The 22311-nt window shown below is 41.3% G+C and carries 22 protein-coding genes (1 of these 22 cut by a window edge); 12 read left to right on the top strand and 10 right to left on the bottom strand.

Annotated features, from left to right (window positions below; translation table 11 throughout):
* Window positions 1–64: 64 nt before the first annotated feature.
* Genes COCH_RS02535 through accD form a run of 3 tightly spaced genes read right to left on the bottom strand, consistent with a single transcriptional unit; the run spans window position 65 to window position 1479 of the window.
* A complete protein-coding gene (locus COCH_RS02535) occupies window positions 65–352 on the bottom strand; it encodes a type II toxin-antitoxin system RelE/ParE family toxin (RefSeq protein ID WP_009417180.1) in 288 nt (95 codons plus the stop codon).
* Window positions 330–569 carry a hypothetical protein gene (locus COCH_RS02530; protein WP_009417173.1) on the bottom strand — a complete coding sequence of 80 codons (240 nt, stop codon included), beginning with the start codon at window positions 567–569 and terminating at the stop codon, window positions 330–332. The genes COCH_RS02535 and COCH_RS02530 overlap by 23 nt, the downstream gene beginning before the upstream one ends.
* 52 nt (window positions 570–621) lie before the next feature.
* The gene (gene accD, locus COCH_RS02525) at window positions 622–1479 is read right to left on the bottom strand and encodes an acetyl-CoA carboxylase, carboxyltransferase subunit beta (protein WP_009410329.1); all 858 of its coding nucleotides are present in this window, start codon (window positions 1477–1479) and stop codon (window positions 622–624) included.
* 421 nt (window positions 1480–1900) lie between these two features.
* Between accD and COCH_RS02520 the strand changes: the two genes are divergently transcribed.
* From COCH_RS02520 to obgE, 5 genes are all read left to right on the top strand, one after another.
* Complete coding sequence (locus tag COCH_RS02520; protein ID WP_009410333.1) at window positions 1901–3697, top strand: chloride channel protein; 1797 nt, start codon at window positions 1901–1903, stop codon at window positions 3695–3697.
* Window positions 3698–4133: 436 nt separating this feature from the next.
* Complete coding sequence (gene menA, locus COCH_RS02515) at window positions 4134–5162, top strand: 1,4-dihydroxy-2-naphthoate octaprenyltransferase (RefSeq protein WP_015781797.1); 1029 nt, start codon at window positions 4134–4136, stop codon at window positions 5160–5162.
* A gap of 76 nt (window positions 5163–5238) precedes the next feature.
* Window positions 5239–5922 carry a metal-dependent hydrolase gene (locus COCH_RS02510; protein WP_015781796.1) on the top strand — a complete coding sequence of 228 codons (684 nt, stop codon included), beginning with the start codon at window positions 5239–5241 and terminating at the stop codon, window positions 5920–5922.
* 211 nt (window positions 5923–6133) lie between these two features.
* A complete protein-coding gene (locus COCH_RS11290; RefSeq protein ID WP_015781795.1) occupies window positions 6134–7258 on the top strand; it encodes an adenylate kinase in 1125 nt (374 codons plus the stop codon).
* A 6-nt stretch (window positions 7259–7264) separates the two neighbouring features.
* Window positions 7265–8263, top strand: a complete 999-nt coding sequence (obgE, locus tag COCH_RS02500) for a GTPase ObgE (protein ID WP_015781794.1) — start codon at window positions 7265–7267, stop codon at window positions 8261–8263.
* Window positions 8264–8330: 67 nt separating this feature from the next.
* Here obgE and COCH_RS02495 read toward each other — a convergent pair whose 3' ends face one another.
* From COCH_RS02495 to COCH_RS02485, 3 genes are all read right to left on the bottom strand, one after another.
* Entirely contained in the window at window positions 8331–8897 is a 567-nt protein-coding gene (locus COCH_RS02495; RefSeq protein ID WP_015781793.1) for a 1-acyl-sn-glycerol-3-phosphate acyltransferase, read from the bottom strand.
* 130 nt (window positions 8898–9027) lie between these two features.
* Complete coding sequence (locus tag COCH_RS02490; protein WP_015781792.1) at window positions 9028–9522, bottom strand: dihydrofolate reductase; 495 nt, start codon at window positions 9520–9522, stop codon at window positions 9028–9030.
* A gap of 27 nt (window positions 9523–9549) precedes the next feature.
* Window positions 9550–9981, bottom strand: coding sequence for a 2TM domain-containing protein (locus COCH_RS02485; RefSeq protein WP_015781791.1), 432 nt, complete (start codon window positions 9979–9981; stop codon window positions 9550–9552).
* A 983-nt stretch (window positions 9982–10964) separates the two neighbouring features.
* Between COCH_RS02485 and COCH_RS02480 the strand changes: the two genes are divergently transcribed.
* From COCH_RS02480 to COCH_RS02455, 6 genes are all read left to right on the top strand, one after another.
* Window positions 10965–12422 (top strand): MFS transporter, encoded by a 1458-nt coding sequence (locus COCH_RS02480; RefSeq protein ID WP_002673787.1) that lies wholly within the window; start codon window positions 10965–10967, stop codon window positions 12420–12422.
* Window positions 12423–12674: 252 nt separating this feature from the next.
* A complete protein-coding gene (locus tag COCH_RS02475; RefSeq protein WP_015781790.1) occupies window positions 12675–13277 on the top strand; it encodes a nitroreductase family protein in 603 nt (200 codons plus the stop codon).
* Window positions 13278–13392: 115 nt separating this feature from the next.
* Window positions 13393–14445: a 23S rRNA (adenine(2503)-C(2))-methyltransferase RlmN gene (gene rlmN / locus COCH_RS02470; protein ID WP_015781789.1), complete on the top strand. Its 1053-nt coding sequence runs from the start codon at window positions 13393–13395 to the stop codon at window positions 14443–14445.
* A 53-nt stretch (window positions 14446–14498) separates the two neighbouring features.
* On the top strand, window positions 14499–15827 hold the full coding sequence (gene rseP / locus COCH_RS02465) for an RIP metalloprotease RseP (protein ID WP_015781788.1): 1329 nt from the start codon (window positions 14499–14501) through the stop codon (window positions 15825–15827).
* Between the two features lie 71 nt (window positions 15828–15898).
* Window positions 15899–16381, top strand: a complete 483-nt coding sequence (locus COCH_RS02460) for a hypothetical protein (protein ID WP_015781787.1) — start codon at window positions 15899–15901, stop codon at window positions 16379–16381.
* A complete protein-coding gene (locus COCH_RS02455; protein ID WP_015781786.1) occupies window positions 16378–17511 on the top strand; it encodes a DUF2062 domain-containing protein in 1134 nt (377 codons plus the stop codon). The genes COCH_RS02460 and COCH_RS02455 overlap by 4 nt, the downstream gene beginning before the upstream one ends.
* A gap of 4 nt (window positions 17512–17515) precedes the next feature.
* Here the strand turns inward: COCH_RS02455 and dusB are convergent, their stop codons facing one another.
* The 4 genes from dusB to COCH_RS02435 form a co-directional block, all read right to left on the bottom strand.
* Window positions 17516–18499 carry a tRNA dihydrouridine synthase DusB gene (gene dusB / locus COCH_RS02450; RefSeq protein ID WP_015781785.1) on the bottom strand — a complete coding sequence of 328 codons (984 nt, stop codon included), beginning with the start codon at window positions 18497–18499 and terminating at the stop codon, window positions 17516–17518.
* A 129-nt stretch (window positions 18500–18628) separates the two neighbouring features.
* The gene (locus COCH_RS02445; RefSeq protein ID WP_015781784.1) at window positions 18629–19303 is read right to left on the bottom strand and encodes a transporter; all 675 of its coding nucleotides are present in this window, start codon (window positions 19301–19303) and stop codon (window positions 18629–18631) included.
* Between the two features lie 12 nt (window positions 19304–19315).
* Window positions 19316–20521, bottom strand: coding sequence for a GTPase HflX (gene hflX, locus COCH_RS02440; protein ID WP_002673774.1), 1206 nt, complete (start codon window positions 20519–20521; stop codon window positions 19316–19318).
* A 3-nt stretch (window positions 20522–20524) separates the two neighbouring features.
* On the bottom strand, window positions 20525–20929 hold the full coding sequence (locus COCH_RS02435; RefSeq protein ID WP_002673772.1) for a DoxX family protein: 405 nt from the start codon (window positions 20927–20929) through the stop codon (window positions 20525–20527).
* A gap of 683 nt (window positions 20930–21612) precedes the next feature.
* On the opposite strand from COCH_RS02435, the gene COCH_RS02430 reads away from it, so the two are divergent.
* Window positions 21613–22311 carry the 5' portion of a metallophosphoesterase gene (locus tag COCH_RS02430; protein ID WP_015781783.1) on the top strand. It continues 24 nt past the right edge of the window, so 699 of the gene's 723 nt are visible here — the first part of the coding sequence; it begins with the start codon at window positions 21613–21615; the stop codon falls past the right edge of the window.

Raw genomic sequence — 22311 nt, 5'->3', positions numbered from 1 at the left:
GCAATAGGCAATAGCAGGAAACTACTGACACATATTATTTTAGTTTTTATTACAATACTAAGAACTAAAACAAGGGTTTTTGTTTAGTACTTCTGAATCTGAGAATTATTACACTATCTCCCTTAATTTCATAGTAGAGTAAAAATCTTCCTTTAAAGAAAATTCGCTGATAAACATTATCTTCCTCTATGTATTTAGCTAAAAAATAAGGGTCTTCTTCTATTTCTTTCTGAACTTTTTCAGTTTCAATTGCTATCTTTTCAGAATAAGAGTCAGATTTATTGTTCTCACTCCAGAAATCTAAAGTGTTTTCTAGCTCTGTCTTAGCTTTACCCGACCACCTTACTCGCATATCTTTTTCTGATGTTATCGAATAATTCTTTTCCGTCTATCCAATTACCTTTTTCGACGTCTTCACGGGCTAAGGCAATAGCTTGTTTATCCTCATTTGTTATTAGAGAAGGATATTCGTAAGGATTGGTTACCTCAATTCCTATGGTAGCAAAGTAATCAACTATTTGTTGATACTGCTCAAAGTCGATATTTTTATTTAATATAAGTGTGTTCACATTGTTAGGTTTTAGGGATTCAACTTTGCCAAAGGTGCGAGCCGTATATATTTTAAGCTCTCACGGCGCGGTTCATCACCAAATCGATGTACAAATTTACTTTGTCTTTGAGCTCTTTGCGGTTTACGATAAAATCCAAAAAGCCGTGTTCGAGTAAGAACTCTGCTGTTTGGAAATCTTCGGGGAGGTCTTGCCCTGTTGTGTCTTTCACTACACGAGGCCCTGCAAAACCAATAAGAGCCCCTGGTTCGGCTATATTGATGTCGCCCAGCATTGCAAACGATGCAGTAATACCTCCCGTTGTAGGGTCGGTACAAAGCGAGATGTAAGGTAGTTTGGCTTCGTCTAACTGAGCGAGTTTAATAGACGTTTTAGCCATTTGCATTAGTGAAAGAGCGGCTTCCATCATACGTGCGCCTCCTGATTTAGAAATCATCAAGAAAGGCAATCGGTGTTTGATAGCATAATCAATCGCACGACAAATCTTCTCACCTACCACACTTCCCATAGAACCACCGATGAAAGCGAAATCCATACAGCCTATTACAATAGACTTACCTTTAGAGCTTCCTACGGCAGTGCGCACGGCATCTTTTAAGTTTGTTTTTTGAGTAGCTTCTTCCAAACGTTGGGTATAGGGTTTTGTATCGACAAATTCTAAAGGGTCTTTAGAGCTCATATTGGCATCGAGTTCTTGAAATTCGTTGTTATCAAACAATATCTGGAAGTACTCTTTACTACCTATGCGCACGTGATACCCATCGTCGGGACTTACATAGAAGTTGGAAGCTAACTCGTCCTGTTCGACGATGTTACCGCTAGGTGATTTAAACCATAATCCTTTGGGGATATCTTTCTTTTCCTCAGTAGAGGTTTGTATTCCTTTTGCTGTTCTTTTAAACCAAGACATAATTATTCTGTTTTAGTAAAGTGCAAAAGTACAAAGTTTTTTTGAAATAGCAAAAAAGGAGAATTAATGATTAGTGGTTAATGGTTAATGATTAATGATTAGTGGTTAATGGTTAATGGTGAAGATAAGATAGGTTTTTTGAGTGATTTTCAACTTTGGTAAAGTATATAGCGAAGGTAAGGCGAAGGTAAGGCGAAGGTAAGGCGAACGATGAGTGGGTCTACAGTGGGTCTACAGTGGGTCTACGCTGACTAATAGATTAAGAATCAGTAGAGGAAAGAGGGATAAAAGACGGTGCGAGCCACATAGGCAGATGAAGAATAAACGCAGAATAATTGAACCTATGGAGAAGGTAAGGAGAAGAATAATTGGTGTATTGAGATTTGTTTTGTATTTTTGCACCGTTTTTAAGAAAAGTATAATGACGACCCATCACCAGCAACATCTTCTCAAACGCCTTTTGATATGGCGTGTAAAGCATATTTCGGATAGGCGTTTTATCCTTATTCTCAGTGGAATAATAGGTATTGCTACGGGATTGGCAGCCTTGGCAATGCGCTCGTTTACACATCTTATTCAGTGGTTGCTAGACGACAAGCTCGCTCAAACTATTACTTATAGTTTTTACTTTATCCTCCCAATGTTAGGCTTTGCCATTGTGTATTTGGTAAAAAAATACGTGATACGGCACGATGTGAACCACGGAATCCCTTCGATTCTTTATGCGGTAGCCCACCAAAAAGGAATAATGAAGCGCTTTCAGGCGTATGGCAGTATCCTCACAGCACCTATTACCGTTGGTTTTGGAGGTTCGGTGGGGTTAGAAGGTCCGATGGTAGTAACGGGGGCAGGTATTAGTTCCAATATTTGCAGGTTTTTTCACATTAATCAATCTAACCGGATGTTGCTTTTGGCGTGTGCTTGTGCGGCGGCTTTAGCAGCTATTTTTAAAGTGCCTATTGCGGCGATACTGTTTGCTATTGAGGTTTTTGGGTTGGATTTGACGCTCTCGTCACTCATACCGCTGTTTATCGCTTCCCTTTGTGGGGTATTCACTTCGTATTTCTTCTTTGGCAGTGAAGTATTGATACCCATAACCATCACGCGAGCTTTTTCATTGCAAGGCATTCCGTTTTATATTCTCTTGGGAGTAGTAGGCGGTTTGATGTCGGCTTACTTTACCTATGTATACGAGAAAATAAATGCTACTTTTAAGAAACTCACTTCACCTTGGCTAAAAATAGTAGTGGGCGGAGCTCTTTTGGGGTTGCTTATTTACATAATGCCACCGCTTTACGGTGAAGGACACGAGATTATCAATCACCTAAAAGAAGGTCACCCCGAACTATCACTGAGTAGTAATATTTTTGGTTGGGACTTATCGAATGCGTGGGTGATTATCCTACTTTTGGCTGCCCTTACCTTTGCAAAGGTTATTGCCACCTCGCTCACCTTTGGTGCGGGAGGGGTAGGAGGTATCTTCTCGCCTATGCTGTTTATGGGGGGAGTGATGGGGAACTGCTTGGCGCGCATCATCAACGAGTTTCCTATTTTGGGCTATAAAGCAGAGTTACCGAACTTCACTTTGGTGGGAATGACTGCCCTGATGACAGGGGTATTGCACGCACCCCTTACGGCTGTTTTTCTCATCGCCGAGGTAACGGGAGGCTATTCGCTGTTAGTACCGGCGATGCTCACTGCTGCGGTATCGTTTTCGGTAGCTAAATATTTTAACAAATATTCTGTTTATACGATGGAATTAGGCAGAAAAGGAGAGCTCATCTCGCAGAACAAAGACCAATCGATACTCACCCTAATGGATTTTGACCAAGTGGTGGAACACAATTTCACCCCCGTATATACCGATATGAAACTTCGTGAGGTGGTGTACAATGCTGTGCGCGAGTCGAACCGCAACATCTACCCCGTACTCGACCGCGAAAAAGGTACGCTACAAGGTGTGATACTGCTTGACGACATACGACACTTGATTTTTGAAACGAACTATTACGACAAGATTCCTGCCGTAGAGCTAATGCAAAAACCACCTGCCATCATAGAAATGGGCAAGGACAAGATGAGCACCGTAATGAATAAGTTTCAGCATACTGGTGCGTGGAACTTGCCCGTAGTGAAGGACGGTAAGTACGTAGGGTTTATTTCCAAATCGAAGTTGTTGAGCATTTATAGAAGGAAATTGATATATTTTACGCAGTAAGAGCTAAAAAGGTAAAAGATAAACAAAGGTATAGAATTAAGCTAATACAAGTGTTTTTATAGTCAAACAAAAATAGATTGCGAATAAAAAGGCTTGTTTTTTGGAGGGACAAATAGCCTCACATACTCTGCTATCACCAGCTTTTCCTCTATGAATACTGAAAAAGTAGTTGGTTATCAGTACAATCAACTTTGGCAAAATTTCAAACTTTGCCAAAGTGTGGCGCGTAAATTCGGAAAGGCTATAATATAGAGAAACAAAACAGAAAAAAGTTCTTGTTATAGGTATCTTATACGAACCTTATACAAACCTTGGACGAATCTTGGACAATAGCCATATCTATACATTTCTACACAAATACTACTTTTATAGAAAAACATTCCAAAAATCATTTTCACAACGAAATAAATATCTTTTTTAGTAATCTCTATGAGCTTTGAAAGTTGGAGCAGGGGTATTGAAATCGTTTTTAGAGAAAAGTATAAAGCAAAAAGAATTATTAGAATATATTATTGTATTTGTCATTAGTATTTGTAATTTTGCAGGCTCTATGGATATCATAACTCTTTTGAAAGCTGCGAGGTTGCGCACCTTACCCTTATCGGTTGCGGGGATTATCACGGGGAGTGCTTTGGCATTTCGCGAAGACCCTTATGCTTTTAGGTGGGAGATTTTTGGTTGGGCACTGCTTACCACTATTTTGTTTCAGGTACTTTCGAACTTTGCCAATGATTATGGCGATGGGGTAAAGGGCACTGACAATGAGCACCGCATAGGTCCTACAAGAGCTTTGCAGAGTGGGAGGGTTACGCGTAGGCAGATGAAGAGGGTTGTACTTATCACTGCTTTACTGTCGTTATTTTCGGCTACGGTGCTTATTTATACGGCTTTTGGAAGAGAAAATTTGTTATATATCTCGGTGTTTTTTGTTTTAGGAGTGCTGTGTGTGGTAGCGGCTATCAAGTACACTGTGGGGCAATCGGCTTATGGATATCGGGGTTGGGGTGACCTATTTGTGTTTGTGTTCTTTGGGTTAGTGAGCGTGGTAGGCAGTTATTTCTTATACACAGAGAGCTTGAATAAGGTTATATGCTTGCCCGCTATAGCTATTGGCTTGCTGAGTGTAGCAGTGCTGAACTTAAACAATATGCGCGATTATGAGAACGACAAGCGTTCGGGCAAACATACATTGGTAGTGAAAATGGGAATTCCGATGGCTAAATATTATCATTATTATTTAGTTATATTGGCGATGGTGGCAATGTTGGGCTTTTCGGTGATGCGTTTGCAAATGCGCTGGGAGCTTTTGTACTTAGTTGCTTTTCTGCCTTTAATAGGACATTTGCTCACTGTAAAACGAAATACGGAACTCAAACAGCTTGATAAAGAATTAAAGATAGTAGCCCTGAGTACTTTTTTGCTTTCGGTACTCTTTTTTGTGGGGATTTTGATACATATATTTTAAGGAGAGTTAAACGAAAGAAGGAGATAGTAACGGACGTTATATATATTAAATAAATACACTAAAAAACATAATAACTATGGAGGTAACTTATTACGGACACTCGTGTGTGAGTATCAAAATAGGCGATACACATTTGCTTGTAGACCCGTTTATTGCTAATAATCCTTTGGCAAGCCATATAGATATCAATACGATTCCTGCTGATTACATCTTGATAACCTCGGCGCAACAAGACCATATATCGGACGTGGAGCAGATAGCTAAGCGCACGAAAGCGCAAATCATTTCGAATTTTGAAATCTCTAATTACTTTTTTAATTTGGGAATAGAAAATTCGCACCCTATGGACTTGGGAGGGTTGTACAGTTTCTCATTTGGGTCGGTGAAGATGGTACCGGCGTTGCATTCTTCTACCTTCGAAAATGGCACTGCCGGCGGGTGCGCTTGTGGGTTTGTGATTAAAACTTTGGAAAAGACGGTATATGTATCGGGGGCTACGGCTTTGTATTTTGATATGCAACTCATACCGGTGCGTTATAAATTGGACTTAGCTATATTGCCCATTGGAGGTAACTTTACAATGGACGTGGAAGACGCTATTATGGCTTCGGACTTTGTGAAATGCAACAAGGTGTTGGGGTATCATTACGACACTTTTAACCTCATTAAGTTAGATGATAAGGATTTAGCAAAGAGAAGTTTTAAGGCAAAAGGCAAAGAATTGATATTAACAGATATAGGACAATCTATTTTTGTATAAACTATGAGAAACGCGACGTTTGTTATAGCTTTGCTCTTTACAATATTTAGAAAAAACAGATTTTGCTCATTCATTAAAATTGATTACTTTTGCAATTTATTTTAGGAGACAAGCCAACAATTGCAGTAGGAGCATCAATTAAATTGAGGAAGTAAAAAGGAAAATAAAAAAAGAATTTGGAATTTAAACCCTAATCACTAATGACTAAACAATGGAACTGATAAAATTACACGATAAGACTTTTGAGCCTTACGTATCTGCCGAGGAACTCAACCAAATTGCCGAACGAATGGCAAGCGAGGTATATCAAGATTTGCAAGAATCACGCCCCATTTTCATCGCCATACTCAACGGTTCTTTTATGTTCGCTGCCGACTTTCTAAGGCACTACAAAGGCGAATGTGAAATATCATTCGTAAAAATGGCATCTTACGAGGGTACCCAGTCTACTGGAAAAATACACCAACTCATTGGGCTTTCTACCCCAGTGGAAGGACGTGATGTGGTAATCTTGGAAGACATTATCGACACCGGTAACACCTTAGAAGAGATTTACCGCATTTTCGAAGACAAAAAGGTAAACTCTTTCCGCGTGGCTACCCTATTCTTCAAACCCGATGCCTACAAAAAAGACCTCAAAATAGACTATGTAGGTAAACCTATCCCTAACCGATTTATCGTGGGCTATGGATTGGATTTTGACGAGATAGCGCGTAACTTACCCCAAGTATATCAATTAAACACTTCATTAACGATGACAAATTTAGTACTTTTCGGCAAACCAGGAGCTGGCAAAGGCACCCAAGCCGCTTTTTTGAAAGATAAATACAACTTAGTACACATCTCTACCGGCGATATTTTCCGCTACAATATCAAGAACGAAACCAAACTCGGCAAGCTCGCTCAATCGTATATGGATAAAGGCGACCTCGTACCCGATGAAGTTACTATACAAATGCTACAAGAGGAAGTTGAAAAGAACCCTAATGCCGAAGGCTTTATTTTCGACGGCTTCCCTCGTACTATCGCACAAGCCGAAGCCCTCGATGCTTTCTTAGACAGCAAAGGAATGCGCATTCACGGTACTCTTGCCTTGGAAGCTGATGACGAGGTACTCATCAAACGATTGGTAGAGCGCGGTAAAGTGAGTGGTCGCACTGATGACCAAGACGAAGAGAAAATACGCAACCGTTTCACTGAATATAACGAAAAAACAGCTCCTCTTATCACTTTCTATCAAACGCAAGGTAAATATCACACGATTAATGGTATAGGTACTATCGAAGAAATTACTACCCGCCTTTCTGAAACTATCGACAAACTCAAAGCTGAATAATCCCCAATGACCGAAGGCAATTTCACCGACTACGTAAAGATATACGTTGCCTCTGGCAAAGGAGGCGCAGGTTCTATGCACCTACACCGCGAGAAGTTCGTACCCAAAGGAGGTCCTGATGGGGGCGATGGCGGTCGTGGAGGGCATATCATCTTGCGTGGCAATAAGCACCTTTGGACACTCATACACTTCAAGTTCCAACAGCACTTCCGTGCCGAACACGGAGAAGCCGGAGGAGCCAACCGTAGTTTTGGTGCCGACGGTAAAGATATCACTTTGGAAGTCCCCTTAGGAACCATTGTTAAAGATGCTGAAACCGAGGAAGTACTCTTTGAAATTACTGAAGACGGACAAGAAATCATCGCTTTGCGCGGTGGTAAAGGAGGGTTAGGCAACTGGCATTTCCGCACAGCTACTAACCAAACCCCGCGCTACGCCCAACCAGGTCTCCCTGGTGAAGAACGCGAGTTGCTTTTAGAGTTAAAAGTGTTAGCCGATGTAGGTTTTGTAGGCTTCCCCAATGCAGGCAAATCTACACTGCTATCGGTAATTACTTCTGCTAAGCCAAAAATAGGCGATTATCCATTCACAACCCTCAAACCCAACTTGGGTATTGTGCAAAACCGCGATTACCAATCGTTTGTAGTAGCCGATATCCCTGGTATTATAGAGGGTGCTGCCGAGGGTAAAGGTTTAGGGCATTACTTCTTGCGACATATAGAGCGCAACTCGGTATTGCTATTCCTCATTCCTGCCGACAGCAAGGATATCATAGCTGAGTATCATATCTTGTTAAATGAACTCAAAGAATACAACCCTGAACTACTGGACAAAGACCGCCTCATAGCTATTTCAAAATCGGATATGTTAGACGACGAGCTCACCGAAGCTATTCGTCAAGAAGTAGCAACAGGATTAGGTGATACGCCTTTCTTGTTTATCTCGTCGGTATCGGGCAAAGGTATTCAGCAACTGAAAGACAAACTTTGGGAAATGATACAATAATATAAAAAGTCAGCTATAAAAGCTGACTTTTTATATTATTCAATTCCTTATAACGACTGCTTTCACATCAATAAATTTTAGGGTTCCACTGCTCGGGGTATTTAGGAGTAATATCCTTATAAAAGTTCTGTATTTCCTCCATTATTTGCTCTTGTGGGAGCGTTTGTAAGTCTTCTATGCTAATGGTCTTCCCGATATATATCATTTTCTTCTTAAAATCACCAGCACCTAAAACTATGGGTACTTGGGCAGAAAGAGCTATATGGTAGAAGCCCATACGCCACTTGTTCACCTTAGAACGCGTTCCCTCAGGGGTTACTACCAAGCTAAAGTCTTCTTTCTTAAAGAGTTCAGTAACAAATTCTATCAAGTGATTGCGCTGTGAACGATTGATGCCAATCCCTCCTAACTTGCGCACTAACCAGCCGTACCACGCTTTGGTATGTGCGTCTTTTATAATGAGTTTAATCGGTTTTTCCATCTTCCAATAAGCCAAGATACCCAAAACAAACTCCCAATTAGTAGTGTGCGGTGCTACTACTAATACACAGCGATTTAAAGTTTTCAAATCACCTTGTAATTCTATCTTCCACCCCATTAGCCATAGAGCAAAGGAGCCAATCCATTTTTTCATTTTTATTCTATTTATAACTCGCTTCTACGCGTAATATTTTCTATTTCACAACCAGTATTGGTATATTATAATCACTACAAAATTGCCTGTCGTGCTACAACTGCCCGCCGTGTTACGGCTACCCGTCGTGCTACGACCGTGTTACAACGTATCTTTCAAAAGTAAACCCATAAGCGTGCCGTTCGTCTTTTTCAAAACGCTCAGAGGCTACTAACTCCCATTCTTCACGGTTAAACTCAGGAAAGAATACATCAGCTTCGGCAAAAGTGTGATGTACCCGTGTGAGTTCTATCGCATCGGCAAAGAGGAGGGCTTGTGCATAGATTTCTCCACCGCCTATCACGTAAGGGTTAGGGTCTATTGCCAAAGCCTTTTCTATAGCCTCTTCAACTGAAGAAACCACCACAGCTCCCTCTTTCGCATACCCTTTCTGGCGCGTAATAACAATATGTATACGGTTAGGCAAAGGTTTGGGGAAAGTCTCGAAGGTCTTCCGTCCCATTATAATGCAGTGTCCCGTCGTGAGGCGTTTGAAATGCTTAAAATCTTCAGGCAAATGCCATAACAGTTGGTCTCCTTTGCCAATAGCATTATTCTCGGCAACAGCAGCTATAAGAGTTATCATATTTAGTGAAAAGTGAAAAGTGAACAGTTAAAAGTTTGTAGACGGCGTATTGGTTTGCTCGTTATCTTTCTCAGCCTGTTCAGCTGCCAATTCACGTTTTGCTTGTTCCTTTTGTGTAGCAAGCTCTTTTTCTACTGCGGCTTCCATCTTTATAAGTTTTTTCTGTTGGGCTGCTATCAGTTGTTCGCGTTGCTTTTCTTGCCATTCCTTTCCTAAGAAGCGATGCAATACAAATACATTTATAGCGTGCCACAGCCAGATGAAAAGCCATAAGAGTATCGCCCACAAATACCAATTATAGGTCGCTCCATAGTCTAATACCTTATTGGCTACTACAAAAAAGATAGAGCCTAACACAAAGACAAAGAAGTGAAGATATAACAATCGTTTCTGCTTGAGACGATTTTCAGCATTTTTGAAAAGTTCATATTGTTCGGGAGTGAGTTGAGTGTCTGCCATTCTATTATCTGTTTTTAAGATTTTGGGGCAAAAGTAAGAAAAATATGCTATCTACGAAAGAATTATACACTATTTATATTATTTTTGTCACTTCTTATCTGCTCATCTGCTATTAATAAAACGCCTGTGTACCCCACATAAATTTGCTAATTAATTTGCCAGCCGTGCTACGACTGCCCGTCGCCGCTATAACCTCACATTACCTCCGTCATTCATCATTCGTCACTCGTCATTTCTTCTCTTTTCCGTCGCCACATTCCCCCTCTCCTTGGGAGAGGGACGGGGTGAGGATTCCTCTTTCTTTCGCCTCGAAACCCCGTTTTTAACATTTTTAGCGTTGTTGTATTATATTATGAACCAACCACTTATATACCCTTCCTATACCAATCGTCCAAGATTCGTATAAGCTTCCTATAAGCTCTCTATAAGCTAACCCCACCCAAATTACAGCTCATCTTTTACCTTTTATCTCAACCCGTCCTTCCGAACCCTTTCGATATCTTCCGAACCCCTCAACCTCCCCCTATTTTCTAATTCTCTCATTTTTTAATTTGCTAATTCTCTATGGCTGTCATCGCTTTTTCGTCTCGAACTTTGGCAAAGTTTTAAACTTTGTCAAAGTTGAATTATGGCATTATTGGCATTTCCAGTATTAATGGCATTATGAGCGTTGTTATATTTATAACATCTCCAACCCCCTTTGTATAAAACCCCTTTTTTATTTTTATAGAAGCAAAAATGCTCTTACTTTTGCACTTTAATTCAGCGTATACTATGAATCAAAAAGTAAAATGTGATGCACCCTGCTCTTAACCAAAGTTTCAAACTTTGTCTAAGCTGATTGCCCTAATAATCAATTGTTTTGCCATATGTTATAGAGGTTAATTACAATTTTTCCTAAAAACAAACCTAAATATGTATCACCTCCTTTTACAATAAAATTTTCAGAGCCTTTTCAAACAGATATCAAAAATAAATGAACTATGTCAGAAAATAAAAAATCCTTTGGTCAAACACTCAAAACTTTCTCACCCAACTTCTGGGTAGCAAGTTTCCTCCAACTGATGGAACGTTGGGGCTTCTACGGTATCTTTACCCTTCTCCCCTTGTATTTAGTAGCTTCAACTGACCAAGGCGGATTAGGTCTTTCGCATACCGAAAAAGGAAGTATTATAGGTAACGTAACCGCTATACAGTACTTTTTGCCACTCGTCTTTGGCGTGATAGCCGACCGTATAGGCTACAAACTCTCTTTAGTCATTTCTTGTACTATAATGGCGATAGGCTATTACCTAATGGGTGAAGTAAACACCTATTGGTCGATGTATATGATGTTCCTCTTTGCCGCCGTTGGAGGGGGCTTCTTCAAACCCGTTATCAACGGTACCGTTGCCCGCAATACCGATGAAAGCACCAGTACAATGGGCTTCGGTATCTTCTATATGATGGTAAACGTCGGAGGCTTCTTAGGTCCTGCAATGTCGTCTTACCTACGCACTACCCTCGGTTGGCGCATTATCTTCCTGCAAGCTGCGGTGGTAATGGTTATCAACCTGCTGGTAGTTTTATTCTTTTTCAAAGAACCTAAAATGGCACAACGCGACAGCAAACCTATCCTCACCGAAATCAAAGAATCCATAATGCACATTATAGAGGCACTCAAAGACCGTCGCCTTACCATACTGCTCATACTGATGGTCGGCTTTTGGACGATGTTCAACCAGCTGTTCTACACCCTGCCTAATTTTATCGAAGATTGGGTAGATTCCTCCAAAGTAAGTGCGTGGATTAACCATCATTTGCCTTTCTTAGGCACTATTCTCACCGAAAAAGGACAAGTAAAAGCCGAATGGTTTATCAATATCGATTCGTTTATGATTATCTTCTTTCAGGTAGTTGTATCCTATTTCGTAACCAAAATGACTCACGTAAGCGCAATGATTCGCGGTACGATTATCGGAACCATAGGGGTAACGCTCACTTTTATGTTTAATAATGTGTGGTTTACCATTATAGGCACTATGATTTTCTCCATAGGCGAAATGGCTGCTAGCCCCACGCTTTCAGCTTTTATCGCTCAAATCACCCCTAAGGGGAAGGAAGCCCTCTATCAAGGCACTTATTTCTTGCCTGTGGCGGTAGGTAATTATATTGCAGGACTTATTTCTGGTGATTTATACGAAAAATGGTCTGATAAATATACTTTACTAAAAACCGAACTCACAAATAAAGCCATTGCAATGCCCGAAAATCTCACTAAAAAGGAATATTTCGATTTGGCAAGTCAGAAGTTAGGTCTCAGTCAGTCTCAAATCACCGATTTGCTTTGGAATACTTATAACCCCAACAAAATGTGGTATCTTATTTGTGGAATAGGTGTCTTTGCTGCCCTATCACTATATGCCTATAACAAAATAATGGTAAGAAAAGAATCAATTTAATAAATCTAACTTTTTTCTTACTCTTACGTTAAACTCCGCTCTCGTTGCCTTTACCTCTCTGAGAAAGCCATCGAGAGCGGACATTTTTCGTCTTACCGTAGCCTTAGATTCGAATGACCTCCGAATAACCTCTTGATTTTTAGCCATATTTCACCTGCCATACCTTTTACCTTTTTCCTTATTTGTTAAATTGCTAATTACGCCGTACCTTTGCACCTTGAAATTAAAAGTTAAACTTAAAAACAAAACACTATGGATTTTTTAAAATTAGCACAAACCCGCTATACTACTAAACATTACAGCTCTAAACGTGTGAGCGATGAAGATATCGCTAAGCTCAAAGAGATATTACGCCTCGCTCCTTCGTCTATCAATTCACAGCCTTGGCAATTTGTTTTCATAAGTGATGAAGCTACTAAAGAGGCTTTCGCCAAAGTATCGCTTACCAACGAAGAACGCGTTAGAAAAGCAAGTCATTTAGTGGTATTTATGGCGAATAGCGCTTTGCCATCATTTGAAGAAAAGCTCGTTAAAGCAGCTACTGAAATGGGACTTAACTTCTATCATAAAGTACAAAAACCCAAAGGTGATGTAGGACTCTATGCGTGGATAAACAACCAAGTGTACATCGCATTAGGATTTTTTCTCAGTGCTTGTGCTTCTATGGGCATCGATAGTACTCCTATGGAAGGTATTGTCAATACTGAGTACGACAAGCTTCTGAATGAACCTCAATACACTACGCTCTTCGCGGTGGCAATAGGCTACCGCGACCCTGAGGACAGCAATCAATTGCACTTGCGCCCAAAATCGCGCTTGCCGTTAGAAGAGGTAGTAAAGGATTTTAAATTATAATTAGGGTCGTAAACTTTGTCAAAGTTGAAGCTAACGCCTTTATTCATACTTCTTTGTTTGATTTGAATTGATTTGTAAGATTTCTGAGGCAAAGCCTCATCTCTAACACAAATATATGCAACAAAAACGCGACATACGCGCTCTTACTAAGGAGGAACTTCGCGCTTTCTTCGAGAGTAATGGCGATAAACCTTTCCGTGGCAACCAAGTATATGAATGGTTGTGGCAGAAAGGCGTGCATACTTTCGAGGAGATGACCTCACTGCCCAAAGCTACTCGCGAGATGCTCAGCGAACATTTTAGCATCAACCATATCAAAGTAGATGTGATGCAGCGCAGTAACGATGGTACGATTAAAAACGCAGTGCGTTTGCACGACGGGTTATTAGTAGAGTCGGTGCTAATTCCTACCGATACTCGCACCACCGCTTGCGTATCCAGTCAGGTGGGGTGTAGTCTCAACTGTTCGTTTTGTGCCACAGCTCGCTTAAAACGTATGCGCAATCTCCTCCCCGATGAGATATTCGACCAAGTAAAGGTAATCGATGAGCAGAGTCGCGCTTTCTTTGGTCGTCCGCTCTCTAACATAGTATTTATGGGAATGGGCGAACCGCTGATGAACTATAATAATGTATTGAAGGCAATCGACAAGATTACTTCGCCTGAGGGCTTAGGAATGTCGCCTAAACGCATTACGCTATCCACTTCGGGTATCCCCAAATTGATAAAAAAAATGGCTGATGATGAGGTAAAATTCAAATTAGCTGTATCTTTGCACTCGGCTATCAGTAGTGTGCGCACGGGCATTATGCCTTTCAATGAGCAATTTCCACTGGAAGAACTACGCGAAGCCTTAGCGTATTGGTATCAAAAAACCAAAAACCGTATTACTTATGAGTACGTAGTGTGGAAGGGGATCAACGACCAGAAGAAGGACGTAGAAGCACTGATAAAGTTTTGTAAGTTTGCCCCTTCTAAGGTAAACCTCATTGAGTACAACCCTATTGACGATGGAGCATTTCAACAAGCCGACCCTAAAGCGCTTGAACTTTACCAAACAATGCTTGAAGAGGCAGGCATCACCGTTACCGTTCGCCACTCCCGTGGTAAAGACATCGATGCCGCTTGCGGACAATTAGCAAATAAGAAAGTGAATAGTGAAAAGTGAATGGTGGCATAACATTTGCGTCATATTACCTGTTACCTTTTACCTAAAAAAGAATGGAAGTATTTTTAATAAAAGCGGCTCAGCTGATTCTGAGTCTTTCAATTTTAGTAGTCCTACACGAGTTAGGACATTTTATACCTGCTAAACTCTTTAAAACAAGAGTAGAAAAGTTTTTTCTTTTCTTCGATGTGAAGTTTGCCCTTTTTAAGAAGAAGATAGGCGAAACAGTATACGGCATCGGGTGGCTACCGTTGGGTGGCTACGTGAAGATTGCCGGTATGATTGATGAGAGTATGGACAAGGAGCAAATGGCGCAACCTCCACAGCCGTGGGAGTTCCGTTCTAAACCTGCGTGGCAACGCCTTATCATTATGGTAGGTGGTGTAACGGTAAACCTGCTCTTAGGTTTCATTATTTACGCGATGATACTCTTCACTTGGGGGCAAGACCAGCTCAAACCCGAAGGTATTAAGGAAGGTTTTGCAGTAACCCGCACAATGCGCGCTTATGGGTTCCAGAACGGCGATATTGTAACCGCTATTAATGGCAAACCCTTAGAAAGCGTAGCCGATGTAAGTAAATATATCTTGTTGCGCAATACCAGTGAGCTTACCGTAAAAGGACAAGACGGAACTGTGCGTACTCTATCTCTCCCCGATTCTATTGGGAAGATGCTCTATTTACGAGGAGAAACGACTCCTTTTAGTGTAAAAGTAAAACCCATTATCGATACAGTAATAGTGGGAATGCCTGCTCAGAAAGCAGGTTTACAAAAGGGCGATAAGCTGTTAAGCATCAATGGAGAACCTATTTACTATTTCTCCGATGTAACTCCTGCCCTTGCAATGGCTCCTGAGAACACTCCTCTCACTTTTGCTATTGAGCGCAACGGAAAGCCAATGACCCTCAGCGTCCTTCCCGACAGTAATAAAAAAATAGGTATCAGTGGTATGCAAACCGAAGGTGAGGTACAATTTACCCATAAGACTTACAGTTTAGGAGAAGCCCTCAGTCACGGAATTGCATACGGTTACAATGTGCTACACGACTATGTAGCCCAGTTTAAATTTATCTTTACCAAGAAGGGAGCCAGTGAAGTAGGAGGCTTTGGTTCTATAGGAAAGCTCTTCCCATCGTCTTGGAATTGGCTCGCTTTTTGGCATATCACTGCTTTTCTATCTATTGCCTTAGCCTTTATGAATATTTTGCCTATCCCAGCCTTAGACGGCGGACACGTGGTATTCCTCCTATACGAAATGGTAACGGGTAGAAAACCGAGTGAAAAAGTATTAGAACACGCCCAAATGGTAGGTTTTGCTATTTTAATAGCCCTTTTGCTATATGCCAATGGTAGCGACCTGTATAGAGCGATTTTCAAGTAACAGATAAGAGAAAACAGATAAGACTTTGCCAAAGTTTGAACTTTGGCAAAGTTGAAGAACTTATAGGCTAAATGAAACACATCTACTTCATCATATTATTCTTGAGTTTTGGAGCACTGCAAGCACAGAGCCTTGAGAAACTACGCACCGCTTATACTACGGCTTCCGATAGCAAAGAGAATGCTGTAGCTTTTGTAGAGCTAATGGCTAATGCTCCTACTACCGATGTGGTGCTAAGTGCCTATAAAGGGGCGAGTAAGATGATACTGGCAAAATTTGGAGGTAACCGTATTGCCCTGCTCAAAGAGGGTAAACCGCTCTTAGAAAACGCTCTCAAACAGCAACCTCAAAACGCTGAACTTCACCTGATACGCCTCAGTGTGCAAGAACACTTGCCCAAAGTAGTACCCTATCGCAACGACATCACAGACGATAAGGATTTTATACTTGCACACTACGCTCAGCAAACCCGTGAACTACAAAAGTATATAGCTGGGTTTGTAAAGAAGTCGAAAGTGTTTAACGATGGAGAGAAAAAGAAAATGGGACTATGAACTATTGCGTTTTAATTCCTACTTATAACAATGCTAAAACCCTCGCTCGTGTGATTGATGGGGTGTTGCGTTATACCTCTCACATTATCATAGTGAATGATGGCGCAACCGATGCTACTCCCGATATACTTGCTCGTTACCCTGAGCTCAGTATTATTCATCTTCCTAAGAATAAAGGCAAAGGCAATGCCCTACGTATAGGGTTTGACAAAGCTCGCAATTTAGGTTACGACTATGCCCTTACCATCGACTCCGACGGACAACATTACCCCGAAGATATACCTGTATTTATAGCTACTATCGAAGCGGAAAGCGAACCTACTCTATTGGTAGGTAGTAGGAATATGACCCAAGACGGGGTACCTAAGAAAAGTAGCTTCGGGCATAAATTTTCTAACTTCTGGTTTCACCTCGAAACGGGCGTCAATCTTCCTGATACGCAATCAGGATATAGGTTATATCCTTTGCAGTACATTCCTAAGAAATATTACACCGAAAAGTTTGAGTTTGAGATAGAGATATTAGTGCGCAGTAGTTGGAATGGGGTACAACTGAAGAATGTACCTATACAAGTGTTGTACGACCCCGAAGAACGAGTTTCGCATTTTCGTCCGTTTAGGGATTTTATACGTATCAGTGTGCTGAATAGTGTGTTGGTGCTCATTGCGCTCTTCTATATCAAACCGCGTAATTTCTTTAGAGATGCTAAGAAGAAGAGTCTCAAACGTTTTATTAAAGAAGATATATTAGAGAGCGACAGTAGCGATAGTGTGAAGGCAGGTTCGGTAGCATTAGGTGTATTCTTTGGCATTGCGCCTTTTTGGGGATTTCAAACCATACTTACTATTACTTTGGCAGTATTCTTCAATTTGAACAAAACATTGGCTTTTATCTGCTCGAATGTGAGTATTCCCCCAATGATACCGGTGCTTATTTTCACTTCTCTTAAAATAGGTACTTTTTTTGTGGGGGGCACGATTCTTCCGCAAGGAGACCTCACCGCAATGGAATACATCAAAAACAATTTGTTGCAATACTTAGTAGGGAGTTTTACTTTGGCGATTACTGCTTCATTTGTTTTAGGAATGCTCACCTATGGTTTACTAAAAATAAAAAGTAAAAAAGCTTAGATTATTAGACTTCCCTTTTTAATTCTCTCACTACTTCGAGTTCTCTTATTATTTCTTCTGAGGAATCTAACGTTACTAATCGCTGGCGATGTTCTTTAAAATTAGGAATCCCCTTAAAATAATTAGCATAATGCCTGCGCATTTCCAACACTCCTTGTCGTTCACCTTTCCATTCTACCGACCATAATAGATGGTTTTTAGCAGCTTCTACACGATCGGATATAGTAGGGGAGGGGAGAAGCTTTCCCGTTGCAAAATAATGCTTTATTTCATTAAATATCCACGGATAACCAATGGCTGCACGACCTATCATTATACCGTCAACACCGTAAGTATTGCGGTATTCTAAGGCTTTTTCAGGACTATCGATATCGCCGTTACCAAAAATAGGAATATGGATACGAGGATTGTTCTTCACTTTGGCAATGTAGCTCCAATCGGAGTGACCTTTGTACATCTGGCTACGGGTACGGGCGTGAATGGTAAGCGCGCTGATACCTACATCTTGCAGACGTTCGGCTACTTCTTCTATATTGATACTTTGCTCGTCCCAGCCTAAACGCGTTTTTACGGTTACAGGTAAATGGGTACTGTTTACGACTGCTTTGGTAAGGCGCACCATCAAATCGATATCTTTCAATACCCCCGCTCCTGCACCTTTGCTTACAACCTTCTTTACAGGACAACCAAAGTTGATGTCTACTAAATCGGGGTTTACAGTGGCAACGATTTTAGCTGAGAGCGCCATTGCTTCTTCATCACCTCCAAAAATTTGTATGCCTACGGGACGTTCGTAATCGAAAATATCTAACTTTTGACGGCTTTTAATGGCGTCGCGTATGAGTCCTTCGGAAGAGATAAACTCACTGTAAAGCATATCAGCTCCGTGCATTTTGCAGAGGCGACGAAAGGGAGGATCGCTTACATCTTCCATAGGTGCAAGCAATAAAGGGAAATCTCCTAAATCTATGTTTCCTATTTTAGGCAATTTTTTTTAATGATTAATTGTTAATGATTAATGGGTTAGTGATTAATAATGAAGAAACCTCTTCCTGCCCCCTCTGTGAGGGGAATTAGAGATGCAAAAGCCATACTTCGGGCGAAATTTTCCATATTGTTAAATGAATAAATATCCTATTCCCACCCCTACAAAATATTGAGGTTCTGGTTGCCAAAGGGTACGCCCTCCGCTGAGGTCTATTTGAAAATTAGGTTTTAGGAGATAGGCAATTCCTGCATTGATATTGTGCTCAGGAGCACGCATTCCATTATAGGAAGCGTAATACTCAACAAAGCTCCATAGCTTGTTGTTGGGAGCATAATTGACCTGAGCAGTAACATCTAAATTCTTAAATTGTTCAGAGCTACGAGCACTATAAGCTAATGAAAGCTGGTCGGTAAGAGAGCTTTCAAAAGCTAAACAAGCGTCGAAAGTATAAGTCTTAGCGTCTGTTTTGCTGTATTGTCCATAACCGATGAGTCCCACTGAGGGGATATAACGCTGTTCCGATTCGTATAAACGCTGTTTTATGCTGAAAGTAGTACTACTAAAATCGGGGGTACGGAGGTCGAAATCGGCTTCTAATCGGAGTTCGGTGTTTGTGATGAGTCCGTAGCGTAACATTAGGTTATCACTGCTTTCTTCTTTGCTGAAAACTAAACCATTTTCTATTTGAAACTGACCTTTGGGCAGGGTGTATACCCCTTCACTTTGGTCGGGGCGATCGGTGTTGAGGTTTTCATCGTTTTGAGCAACTGCTAATGAGGTGCAACATAAGGCTGTCGTAGCCAATAGTAAATTAGTTTATTCATCTATTTTTTCGTATAAAAAATTATTAAAAGGAAAGCGAGTGATGTGTATCTCCTTTACCTTTTCGTACACCACCTCACGGAATTCTTCGAGATTGTTTTTATTGAGTGCCGAAATGAAGAGTACATCGCGCCCCATTCGTTGCATCCAAGTTTGTTTCCATTCCTCAAGAGTGAAGTGTTTTTTAGTGCGCTCGGTAGCCAAATCGTCTTCGGCTATTTCTTCATTGGTATACGCATCAATCTTATTGAATACCATAATGGTGGGCTTATCGGCGCTGTGAATTTCGGCTAATATTTGGTTTACTGATTGGATATGCTCCTCGAAGTTGGGGTGTGAAATATCAACTACGTGCAAGAGCAAATCGGCTTCACGTACCTCGTCGAGGGTACTTTTAAACGACTCGATGAGCTGGGTAGGCAGTTTGCGAATGAACCCTACGGTATCGCTGAGCAAGAACGGTAGGTTCTCAATCACAACCTTGCGCACGGTGGTATCGAGGGTGGCAAAGAGCTTGTTTTCGGCAAAGACTTCGCTTTTGCTTATTACGTTCATTAGGGTAGATTTGCCTACGTTGGTATAGCCGATGAGCGCCACACGCACTAATGCTCCGCGATTACTGCGTTGAGTTGCCATTTGCTTATCGATAGCGGTGAGTTTCTTTTTGAGCAGGGCAATACGGTCGCGCACGATACGGCGGTCGGTTTCGATTTCGGTTTCACCAGGACCACGCATACCGATACCGCCTCGCTGACGTTCGAGGTGCGTCCATAATCCCGTAAGGCGCGGTAAGAGGTATTCGTATTGTGCCAATTCGACTTGTGTGCGCGAATAGCTGGTTTGTGCACGCTGAGCAAAGATATCGAGAATGAGCCCTGTGCGGTCTAATATCTTTGCTTTGAGAATACGCTCGATATTCTTCTGTTGAGCAGGGGTGAGTTCATCGTCGAAGATGACAGTACCTACCTCATTTTCTTCAACAAATTGCTGTACTTCCTCCATCTTACCGGTGCCGATGAAGGTCTTAGGGTTAGGCACATCAAGCTTTTGGGTGAAGCGTTTGAGCACTTCACCCCCAGCTGTGTAAGTAAGAAATTCGAGTTCGTCTAAATATTCCTTAGATTTTTCTTCGGTTTGTGTTTGATTGATAATCCCTACAAGTACTACTTTCTCGTAGGTAAGATTGACTTGTTCTAACATTCGTTAATCCCATTTGTGGCGAGTGGAAATGGCGTGTTTGCCACTTCCGGTAAAGAACAAAGCTAAAGCACCGAAAAGGAATAGTCCAGGGAGTTCAGGAGCCCAACCACCGTGAGCCGTAACTGCGGTAATTTGACCTCCATACGCCAAAAAGAGCGTGCTAATTCCGCCGAGTACCATTATAAGAGCGGCTAAACGGGTTCGGAAGCCTAATACAATCATTATAGGAGCGATGATTTCGCTAAGATATACCCCATAGGCAATGAAGGTGGGAAGACCTTTGGCTACTAAGGTACTTTGAACATATCCAAAGGCATCGGCGTGTAATAATTTATTGATGCCGTGAGGAAGCATAAGCAAGCCTATGGTGAGGCGGAGGACGAGGAGTCCAAAATCTTTGTTTTTCATTTTATAAAAGGGTTTTTAAGTTTACGGGGGCAAAGATAGAGAATAATTAGCAAATTAGCAAGTTCGTAGCACAACAGGCAGAGAAAATTAGCAAATTAGAGAATTAGAAAATGAGATAAATGCCAATAATGCCAATAATACCGGGAATGCCAATAATACCAGAAATGCCAGTAATTAACTTTGCCAAAGTTTCAAACTTTGGCAAAGTGTGTGCCACTAAAAGTGACACATCGGAGCTATCGGAAGGAAACGGAGAAGTTCGGAAGAGGTGGTTTAGGTAAAAGGTAAAAGATGAGCTGTAATTTGGGTGGGGGTAGCTTATAGAGAGCTTATAGGAAGCTTATACGAATCTTGGACGATTGGTATAGAAAGGGTGTATAAATAATTGATTAATAGCATAGTATAACAAGGTAAAAAATGTTAAAAACGGGGTTTCGAGGCGAAAGAAAGAGGAAGAGGTGATAGGCCTTAGGCCATAGGCACTAGGGGATAACCTCCCCCTTTACACATACCCAGCTGTCGCTGGCTACCTCAATGAGGGGGAATGTGGTGACGAATGACGGAGGTGATGTGAGGTTATAGCGCGATGGGCAGGTGGAAAATTAGAGATTGTCTGATAATTGAAAAAAAATTACTACTTTTGCCGAACTTTTCACAGACGAATAATAGCAAAATTAAACACTATGCGAACTCTTGTTATAGGCGATATACACGGTGCTTTACGCGCTTTGGTGCAGGTGCTTGAAAGGGCTGATATACAAGCTGATGACTACCTTATTTTCCTTGGTGATTACGCTGATGGTTGGAGTGAGACTCCCGAGGTGATGGATTTTCTCATCGGATACCAAAAGAAACAGCGTTGTTTGTTCCTCAGAGGGAATCACGATGCGCTTTGCCGTGAGTTTCTTTTAGGAAAAGAGATGGATACTCTTTGGCGTTTGCACGGAGGAAAAGCTACTGAAAAGGCTTATCGAAATGTTTCGGCAGAGCGTAAAAAGGCTCATATTGATTTTTTAAACTCGCTTGAAAATTACTACTTGGATAGCAAAAATAGGCTTTTTCTTCACGCGGGATTTACTAATTTGCGGGGGATTGCTCACGAGCATTTCGAACAGATGTACTATTGGGATAGAACGCTTTGGGAACTTGCTTGTAGCGTTAGTCTTCCTAAAACGGATAAGTACTATCCTAACCGTTTGAAACTCTATAATGAAATTTATATAGGACATACACCTACGACGCGCTTGGGGACTGATAAACCTCTTATTATAAACGGAGTAGCAAATGTAGATACAGGGGCGGGCTTCAAAGGACGCCTTACGGTTATGGATATTGAAACGAAGGAATATTGGCAGAGTGAGCCTGTTTATAAACTGTATCCA

Origin of the sequence: Capnocytophaga ochracea DSM 7271 (assembly GCF_000023285.1) — a bacterium.
Classification (GTDB): Bacteria; Bacteroidota; Bacteroidia; order Flavobacteriales; family Flavobacteriaceae; genus Capnocytophaga; species Capnocytophaga ochracea.
The sequence above is the reverse complement of the archived record's forward strand: the minus strand, read 5'-3'. Positions and strand labels throughout refer to the sequence as shown.